Raw genomic sequence first — 8583 nt, 5'->3', positions numbered from 1 at the left:
GCCGGTGCCTGTGCCGGTGCCCGTTCCGGCACCGCGAGCGCCGCCGGTGGCCGGGGCGGCGCCGCCGGGCGCGGACAGGGCCAGCGGGTTGAGCGGGTGGGACACCCTCGGGTTCTCGGGCCGGGCGCGCGGCGCCTCCACGGCGGACCGCAGCGGCTCGGCGCCGACCAGGGCGAACGCCGCTATCGTGACGGCCCCCGCCGCGGCGAAGGCGAACCGCCGGCCGCGCGACGGGCTCCGTCCCACCTCGTGGACGCGGAACCCGCGGTCACGGGCCGAGAGGGCGCCCACCGGCAGGAGGGCGAAGGCGTCCGCCCGCAGGCCGAAGCCGTCGTCGCGGTCGGTGCCACCGGGCCCGCCGTCGGCCGGAGCCCCCGGCTGCCGGGGACCCGCGGGGCCGTCCGGGCCCATGGCCGGCAGGCTCTGCAGCCGGGCGAGCAGCCCTTCGGAGAGCTGCGGCGGCGCCGCCTCCGCGAACACGCTCTTGAGCCGGCGCTGCGCGTCGGCCTCCGCCTTGCACGTCCAGCAGGTGGCGAGGTGGGCGAGCACCCGCTCCCGCGCATCGTGTCCCAACTCCCCGTCGACCAGGGCCGCGAGGCGGTCGCCGAGATGGATCTCGGCGGGGGACTGACCGCCTGAACCGGTCACGCGATCCCGACCTCCCCACTCAGCCGGGCGCCGGGGGCCGCCCCGGCCAGGGCCCGCTGCTCGGCGCGGGCGGAGGGCGAGCGGTGCCGCAGCGCCTTGCGCAGGTGGGAACGGCCGCGGTGGATGCGGCTGCGGACGGTGCCCAGCTTCACGCCGAGGGTCGCCGCGATCTCCTCGTAGGAGAGGCCCTCGATGTCGCAGAGGACCACGGCGGCCCGGAACTCGGGCGCGAGGGTGTCGAGCGCCTGCTGCACGTCCGCGTCGAAGTGCGTGTCGTTGAAGTGCTGCTGCGGGGACGGCTCGCGGCTGGGGAGCCGCTCGGCGGCGTCGTCGCCCAGCGCGTCGAAGCGGATGCGCTGGCGGCGGCGGACCATGTCGAGGAACAGGTTGGTGGTGATGCGGTGCAGCCAGCCCTCGAACGTCCCCGGCGTGTACGTGGACAGCGAGCGGAAGACCCGGACGAAGACCTCCTGCGTCAGGTCCTCGGCGTCGTGCTGATTACCCGTCAGGCGGTAAGCGAGGCGGTAGACCCGTGCACTGTGCGTGCTGACGATCTCCTCCCAGGTGGGAGGCGTCCACGCCGGCGCGTCCGCGTCGGTGGCGAACGTCGCGGTCGCGGTCTTGCGGGCGGCGGAACGGTCAGCGGTGTCGGTCACGGATTTCGGCTCCGCGGCGGACCGGCGGAAGCGCCTGAGCACTCCCCGGCGGTCACCGTTCGAAGCCGCACCTCCCCTGTCGGCTCTGGTGGTGTCCAGTGGAGCCCCTACCATATCCACCTCGCCCGTTAGCTCCGGATAAGGAATTTTGACCTGCTTTTGGGATTGATCCGCGCTCCGGACCCCCGCCGGGGCCGCCCGGCCCCCGTCGCCTTCTCCCCGCCCTCCCTCACACCCCGTCAACGCATGGTCCCATCTGCGGGTTCCCGACAGCAGCGGATACAGTCACCGTTGCGTCGACACATGGGGACAGGAGAGGGCCATTACCGGCAACCGGCAGACGAGCTGGGCGTTCGCCGATGCGTACGGCGTCGAGCACATCGAGGACCCGGCACTGCTCTGGGCACGCGACCGGGCCCAGGAGGCGGGGCTCCGCTCGGTGTCGTCCGGCACGGGCTCCGCGCTGCGCCTGCTCGCCGCCGCCGTGGACGCCAAGGCCGTCGCGGAGATCGGCACCGGCACCGGCGTCTCCGGCCTGCACCTCCTGCACGGCATGCGCCCGGACGGCGTCCTCACCACGGTGGACAGCGACCCCGAGTGCCAGCAGTTCGCCCGGCAGGCGTTCCGCGCCGCGGGCTTCGCCGGCAACCGCGCCCGGTTCATCCCCGGCCGCGCGCTGGAAGTGCTGCCCCGGCTGGCGGACGGCGGGTATGACCTGGTGTTCTGCGACGGTGACCGGCTGGAGTACCTCGACTACCTAGCGGAATCGTTGCGCCTGCTGCGGCCCGGCGGGGTCGTCTGCTTCGAGGGCGTCTTCGCGGACGGGCGGACGGTCGACTCGGCCGCCCAGCCGGCGGAGGTGCTGCGGCTGCGCGAACTGCTCCGGGTGGTGCGGGAGTCGGCGGTGCTGCTGCCGTCGCTGCTGCCGGTGGGGGACGGGCTGCTGTGCGCGGCCCGGCGGGGCTGACGGGGCTCCCCCGGAGGGGTTCACCGGCGGAGGGGTTCACCGGCGCGGAGGGGTCCACCAGCCGGGGCGGCCGTCGGTTTCCGGCCATCGGGCGCGGGGCGGAACGGGACCGTCCCGGGTCCCCCCGGAAATCCGTGGAAAAGTGTCCGGAATATGAGAAGGCCCTGCCCCGGCCGCCGGTCACACCGGCTGCCAGGGCAGGGAAAAGTCAGCGAAAGACCCGCGGTCCGGGTGTCAGACGACGACGTTCTTCAGGGCGTCGGCAAGAGCCGCCGCCTCGTCCGGGGTCAGCTCGACGACGAGACGACCGCCGCCTTCGAGCGGAACCCGCATGACGATGCCCCGCCCCTCCTTGGTCACCTCGAGCGGGCCGTCGCCCGTCCGCGGCTTCATGGCCGCCATGCTCGTTCCCCTTCCTGAAACCAGCTCATCGTCAGCCGACGACCCCTCCGAAGGGCACGTGTCACCGGCATCGAACACATTGCTTCCAGGCCATTATCCCGCATCGCGCGACCCAATGACCAACATCGGTCGGCATCCCTTCGGCAACACGCTCCGGCAAAACCACCCAATTCGGCGATTGCCCGGTGCCTGCTCGGCAACCACGCACCCGTACAGAGGAACGATTCTTTGACTTCTTTGACGCAGGTCACATGCCGGCCCCCTGTGCCGCACGGCCTTCTGCGGCAAGCTGACCGCTGACCGCAGTCATTCCGAGGGAGGGACGCTCCATGGCCGACACCGTGCTGTACGAGGTGGCCGACGGGCTCGCGACGATCACCGTGAACCGGCCCGACGCCATGAACGCGCTGGACACGGCGACCAAGGTGGCCCTCCTCGGCGCCGTCCGGCGGGCGGCGGACGACACCGCCGTCCGCGCCGTCCTGCTCACCGGCTCCGGACGCGCCTTCTGCGTCGGCCAGGACCTGAAGGAGCACACCGCCTCGCTCGCCGCCGACCGGGAGCACGGCACCGCGCGGACCTGGGAGACGGTCAAGGAGCACTACTCACCCATCACCCTCGCCCTCGCCGAGATGCCCAAGCCGGTCGTCGCCGGGGTGAACGGGGTCGCCGCCGGGGCCGGGGCGGGTTTCGCCTTCGCCGCCGACTACCGCGTCGTCGCCGACACGGCCTCCTTCAACACCGCCTTCGCCGGTGTGGCGCTCGCCGGGGACTCCGGGGTGTCCTGGACGCTGGCGCGGCTTGTGGGGCATGGGCGGGCCATGGATCTGCTGCTTTTTCCGCGGAGCGTGTCCGCGTCGGAGGCTCTCTCCCTTGGTCTCGCGCACAAGGTCGTGCCCGTGGGCGAGCTGCTCGCCGAGGCCTCCGCCGTCGCGCGGCGGCTCGCGGAGGGGCCGACGCTCACGTTCGCGGCGATCAAGCAGGCGGTGGCGTTCGGGGCGGATCACTCGCTCGCCGAGACGTTGGCGGTGGAGGAGGTGCTTCAGACTCGCGTCGGGGGGTCTGATGATCACCGGGCCGCGGTGGAGGCTTTCCTGAAGAAGGAGCGGCCGCGGTTCGTGGGGCGGTGAGGGTTCCCCGATCCCGCCCCTTCCCGTTTCTGCGGGGGCATCCCCGCACCCCCGCAACCGCGCTCCGCGCGGTTGTCCTCAATCGCCGGACGGGCTGAAGTGCGCGCCCAGGGGGTCAGGGGCGCAGCCCCAGGAATCGGCGAAGGGGCGGGATCGGGGCACCACCCCCTCACCCCCGCACGTGGCACCCCGCCAGGTGATCGTTCACCAGCCCACACGCCTGCATCAGCGCATAAGCCGTCGTCGGCCCGACGAACCGGAACCCCCGCCGCTTCAGCTCCTTCGACAGCGCCGTCGACTCCGCCGTCAGCGGCGGTACGTCGGCCGCCGTGCGGGGCACCGGGCGGGCCCCGGCGGCCGGGGCGAAGGACCAGACGAGCGACGTGAGCTCGCCGGGTGCCCACTCCGCGGCCACCTTCGCGTTGGCCAGCGCCGCGCCGATCTTGGCGCGGTTGCGGATGATGCCCGGGTCGGCGAGGAGCCGGGCCTCGTCGGTCTCCGTGAAGGCGGCGACCTTGGCGATGGAGAAGCCGGCGAAGGCGGTGCGGAAGCCCTCGCGGCGGCGGAGGATCGTCAGCCAGGAGAGGCCGGACTGGAAGGCCTCCAGGCATATCCGTTCGAACAGGACGTCGTCCCCGTGGACCGGGACGCCCCACTCCGTGTCGTGGTAGCGGCGGTAGTCCGCGCGCGACTCGTCCTCCAGCCCCCACGGGCACCGCGCCAGGCCGTCCGGCCCGATGACCACTCCGTCGCTCATGCCCGCTCCCCCTCGTCCTCGTCCCGTGTCCGCTCGTTCGCCTTCCGCGCCTCCGCGCGGGCCCCGGCGAGGGCCGCCTCCAGTTCGGCGATGCGCGCGTCCCGCTCGGTCAGCTCGGCGGCGAGCCGGTCCAGGACGTCGTCCGTGTCGGTCATGCGGTAGCCGCGCAGGGCGACGGGCAGTCGCAGGCCGTCGACGTCCGCGCGGGCCAGCGGCCGGTCCGGGGGCAGCGACCAGGCGGTGCGGTCCGGCTCCGCCTCGGGCAGCACGCCGTCGCGGCCGCTCAGCACGGCGAGCGTGACCGCGGCGACCACCACGACCAACGCGATGAGCAAGAACCAGAACACGAGCCTCTCCCCGGTCGATCCGTCCTCCCCGATCGTGCCATGTCCACTACGGCCGCACCGACGGTTAAGGTCGCTGACGGACCACGGAGAGGGAGTGCGGGAAGAATGCTGCGGCTGGGACGACGCGAGTTCGGGGCCCACGAGCCGGTGATCATGGCGATCGTCAACCGGACGCCGGACTCGTTCTACGACCGGGGAGCCACCTTCCAGGACGAGCCCGCGCTGGACCGGGTCGAGCAGGCGGTGGCCGAGGGCGCCGCGATCATCGACATCGGCGGGGTGAAGGCCGGCCCCGGCGAGGAGGTGACGGCCGCGGAGGAGGCCCGGCGGACCGTCGGCTTCGTCGCCGAGGTGCGCCGCCGCCACCCGGACGTGGTGATCAGCGTGGACACCTGGCGGCACGAGGTCGGCGAGGCGGTCTGCGAGGCCGGCGCGGACCTGCTGAACGACGCGTGGGGCGGCTTCGACCCCCGGCTCGCCGAGGTCGCCGCCCGGTACGGCGCCGGCCTGGTGTGCACCCACGCGGGCGGCGTCGAGCCGCGCACCCGGCCGCACCGGACCGAGTACGAGGACGTGATGGCGGACATCCTGCGGGTCACCGTGGGGCTGGCCGAACGGGCCGTCGCGCTCGGCGTGCGGCGCGACGGGATCATGATCGACCCGGGGCACGACTTCGGGAAGAACACCCGGCACTCGCTGGAGGCCACGCGGCGGCTCGGCGAGATGGCGGAGACCGGCTGGCCGGTGCTGGTCTCGCTGTCCAACAAGGACTTCGTGGGCGAGACGCTGGACCGGCCGGTCAAGGAGCGGCTCCTCGGGACGCTCGCCACGACCGCGGTGTCGGCCTGGCTGGGCGCCCAGGTGTACCGCGTCCACGAGGTGGCCGAGACCCGGCAGGTGCTCGACATGGTGGCGTCCATCGCCGGCCACCGGGAGCCGGCGGTCGCCCGGCGCGGTCTGGCGTAGCCGACCGCCTTGGGGCGGGGGCGCGGGACCGCCATGGGGCGGGGGCGCGGGAAGTCCGACGCGCCCCCTCCTCATGCCCTCAGGCCCCCGCCTCCTTCGTCACCAGCGTGATGGCCTCCTCGACGTCGTCCGTCACATGGAACAGCTGGAGGTCCTGCGCCCCCACCTTGCCCTCGGCCACCAGCGTCTCCTCGATCCACCGCACCAGGCCCCGCCAGTAGTCGGAGCCGAAGAGGACGATCGGGAACCGCGTCACCTTCTTCGTCTGCACCAGGGTGAGCGCCTCGAACAGCTCGTCCAGCGTCCCCAGTCCGCCCGGCAGCACCACGAAGCCGCTCGCGTACTTCACGAACATCGTCTTGCGGACGAAGAAGTAGCGGAAGTCGACCCCGAGGTTCACATAGGGGTTGATGCCCTGTTCGAAGGGCAGCTCGATGCCGAGGCCGACGGAGACGCCGCCCGCCTCCATCGCACCCTTGTTCGCTGCCTCCATGGCGCCCGGCCCGCCGCCGGTGATCACGGCGAAGCCGGCCTCGACCAGGCCCCGGCCGATCGCGGTCGCGGCCTCGTACTCCGGTGAGTCCCGCCGGGTCCTGGCGGAACCGAACACACTGATCGCCGGGGGGAGTTCGGCGAGGGCGCCGAAGCCCTCGACGAACTCGGACTGGATGCGCAGCACCCGGAACGGGTCCTCGTGCACCCAGTCCGCCGTCCCCCGGGTGTCCAGCAGATGCTGGTCCGTGGTGCCCTGCTGCATCTGCCCATGGCGTCGCAGCACCGGCCCCCGGCGCTGCTCCCGCCGTGTGCGCGCCCCGTCGGAATTGACCATTCCGTGCTCCCTCCGCTGCCGTTGGTGCAGTTCAGCGTAGGCCCAACGGACGAGGAGCGGGGTGCCCGAGCGGTCCGGATCAGGCCGTCAGCCAGGCCCGCAGCCGCTCCTCGCACCGGTGGATCCGGTCCACGACCACGTGTTCGTCGCGCTTGTGCGCGTACAGCGGGTCGCCGGGACCGTAGTTGACGGCGGGCACTCCGAGGGCGGAGAAGCGGGCCACGTCGGTCCAGCCGAACTTGGGCCGCGCGTGGCCGCCGACGGCCTCCATGAAGGCCGCGGCGGCCGGGTGGGAGAGGCCGGGGAGGGCGCCCCCCGAGTGGTCGTCGACGGTCATCTCCGTCACGCCGCAGCCCTCGAACACCTCGCGGACGTGGGCCAGCGCGTCCTCCGCCGAGCGGTCCGGCGCGTAGCGGAAGTTCACCGTCAGGGTGCACTCGTCGGGGATCACGTTGTTCGCCACCCCGCCGCCGACGCGGACGGCGTTGAGGCCCTCGTGGTACTGGAGGCCGTCGATGACGGGCCGGCGCGGCTCGTACGCGGCCAGCCGGGCGAGGGCCGGGGCGACGGCGTGGATCGCGTTGGAGCCCATCCAGCTCCGGGCGGAGTGGGCGCGCTCGCCCTCGAAGCGGAGGATCACCCTCAGGGTGCCCTGGCAGCCGCCCTCCACCTCGGCGTCGGAGGGTTCGAGGAGGATCGCGAAGTCGCCCGCCAGCCAGTCCGGGTGGGCCTCGGCGACGTGCCCGAGGCCGTTGAGGTGGGCGGAGACCTCCTCGTTGTCGTAGAAGACGAAGGTGAGGTCGCGGTTGGGCTCGGGGACGGTGGCGGCGACGCGCAGCTGGACGGCGACGCCGGCCTTCATGTCGCTGGTGCCGCAGCCCCAGAGCACGCCGTCGCCATCGAGGCGGGAGGGGACGTTGTCGGCGATGGGCACGGTGTCGATGTGCCCGGCGAGGACCACGCGTTCGGCGCGACCGAGGTTCGTTCGGGCGACGACGTTGTTGCCGTGCCGGTCCACCGTCAGGTGCGGGAGCGCGCGCAGGGCCGTTTCGATGGCGTCGGCGAGCGGCCCCTCCGTACCGCTGACCGACGGGAAGTCGACGAGGCGCGCGGTGAGCGCGGCGGCGTCGAGGGACAGGTCGAGTGCGGCGGCGTGGTCCATGCAGGCGACTCTAACCCGGAGTCCCGGAGACCGGCCCGGGCCGTGGCGGGAATCCCCGCGCCCGCCCCGCCGGCACCGGAATCACGCGTTCCATCCGCTGTCCGGCATCCCGGACACCGGGCCCGGACGAAGCGGCCCACGGCCTGTTCCGTCAAGTAACGTGGGCCGTATGCCCCCGATCTTCGCTGTCCGCCGCGGACGACTGCTGCGCGTCGGGGCCGCCTGCGGAGTGCTGCTGGCGCTGGCCGGTTACCTGGTGGCGCACTACCTGACGGCCGGCCCGGGCGCCCCGCGCTGCACCGTGCGCGTGGACGGGGAGTCGTACTCGGTCGACCCGGAGCAGGCGGCGAACGCCTCGGCCATCACCGCCGTGGGCACCTCGCGCGGGCTGCCGGAGCGGGCCGTGACGATCGCCCTCGCCACCGCGATGCAGGAGTCGGGGCTGCGCAACATCCACCACGGCGACCGGGATTCGCAGGGGCTGTTCCAGCAGCGGCCGACGCAGGGCTGGGGCACGGCCCGTCAGATCACCGATCCGGTCTACGCGTCGGGCTCCTTCTACACGCACCTCGTCCAGGTGCCGGGCTACTCGCGGCTGCCGCTCACGGTGGCGGCGCAGAAGGTGCAGCGCAGCGGGTTCCCGCAGGCGTACGCGAAGCACGAGCCGGGGGCCTCGCTACTGGCGGCGGCGCTGACCGGTCGGGCCCCGGCCGCGTTCA

At 73.2% G+C, this 8583-nt stretch carries 10 protein-coding genes and 1 pseudogene; 4 read left to right on the top strand and 7 right to left on the bottom strand.

The window, feature by feature from the left end:
- The coding region (locus JNW98_RS28190; RefSeq protein WP_223771131.1) for a zf-HC2 domain-containing protein at window positions 1-648 on the bottom strand (648 nt) is incomplete at its 3' end.
- Window positions 645-1418: an RNA polymerase sigma factor SigE gene (sigE, locus tag JNW98_RS28185; RefSeq protein ID WP_078588176.1), complete on the bottom strand. Its 774-nt coding sequence runs from the start codon at window positions 1416-1418 to the stop codon at window positions 645-647. The genes JNW98_RS28190 and sigE, both read right to left, overlap by 4 nt.
- A gap of 142 nt (window positions 1419-1560) precedes the next feature.
- Here sigE and JNW98_RS28180 point away from each other — a divergent pair, with 142 nt between their 5' ends.
- On the top strand, window positions 1561-2271 hold the full coding sequence (locus JNW98_RS28180) for an O-methyltransferase (RefSeq protein WP_223771132.1): 711 nt from the start codon (window positions 1561-1563) through the stop codon (window positions 2269-2271).
- A 234-nt stretch (window positions 2272-2505) separates the two neighbouring features.
- On the opposite strand, the gene JNW98_RS28175 is transcribed toward JNW98_RS28180, so the two are convergent.
- Window positions 2506-2673, bottom strand: coding sequence for a DUF3117 domain-containing protein (locus tag JNW98_RS28175; RefSeq protein WP_004950282.1), 168 nt, complete (start codon window positions 2671-2673; stop codon window positions 2506-2508).
- Between the two features lie 329 nt (window positions 2674-3002).
- Between JNW98_RS28175 and JNW98_RS28170 the strand changes: the two genes are divergently transcribed.
- Complete coding sequence (locus JNW98_RS28170; RefSeq protein ID WP_223771130.1) at window positions 3003-3803, top strand: enoyl-CoA hydratase-related protein; 801 nt, start codon at window positions 3003-3005, stop codon at window positions 3801-3803.
- A 169-nt stretch (window positions 3804-3972) separates the two neighbouring features.
- Here the strand turns inward: JNW98_RS28170 and JNW98_RS28165 are convergent, their stop codons facing one another.
- Together JNW98_RS28165 and JNW98_RS28160 are read right to left on the bottom strand one after the other, a co-directional pair.
- Window positions 3973-4560: a DNA-3-methyladenine glycosylase I gene (locus JNW98_RS28165; RefSeq protein ID WP_223771129.1), complete on the bottom strand. Its 588-nt coding sequence runs from the start codon at window positions 4558-4560 to the stop codon at window positions 3973-3975.
- Window positions 4557-4907, bottom strand: a complete 351-nt coding sequence (locus JNW98_RS28160; RefSeq protein WP_223771128.1) for a hypothetical protein — start codon at window positions 4905-4907, stop codon at window positions 4557-4559. Before JNW98_RS28160 ends, JNW98_RS28165 begins: the two co-directional genes overlap by 4 nt.
- Before the next feature lie 105 nt (window positions 4908-5012).
- Between JNW98_RS28160 and folP the strand changes: the two genes are divergently transcribed.
- Entirely contained in the window at window positions 5013-5873 is an 861-nt protein-coding gene (folP, locus tag JNW98_RS28155) for a dihydropteroate synthase (RefSeq protein WP_223771127.1), read from the top strand.
- Window positions 5874-5952: 79 nt separating this feature from the next.
- On the opposite strand, the gene JNW98_RS28150 is transcribed toward folP, so the two are convergent.
- The gene (locus JNW98_RS28150; RefSeq protein ID WP_223771126.1) at window positions 5953-6702 is read right to left on the bottom strand and encodes an LOG family protein; all 750 of its coding nucleotides are present in this window, start codon (window positions 6700-6702) and stop codon (window positions 5953-5955) included.
- Window positions 6703-6781: 79 nt separating this feature from the next.
- Window positions 6782-7864, bottom strand: a complete 1083-nt coding sequence (gene dapE, locus JNW98_RS28145; RefSeq protein ID WP_223771125.1) for a succinyl-diaminopimelate desuccinylase — start codon at window positions 7862-7864, stop codon at window positions 6782-6784.
- 169 nt (window positions 7865-8033) lie between these two features.
- On the opposite strand from dapE, the pseudogene JNW98_RS28140 reads away from it, so the two are divergent.
- Window positions 8034-8583, top strand: a pseudogene (locus tag JNW98_RS28140) (hypothetical protein); the annotation flags it as partial.

Source organism: Streptomyces huiliensis (assembly GCF_020037025.1).
In the GTDB taxonomy this organism is placed as follows: domain Bacteria; phylum Actinomycetota; class Actinomycetes; order Streptomycetales; family Streptomycetaceae; genus Streptomyces; species Streptomyces huiliensis.
This window is presented reverse-complemented; position numbering and strand designations above follow the sequence as displayed.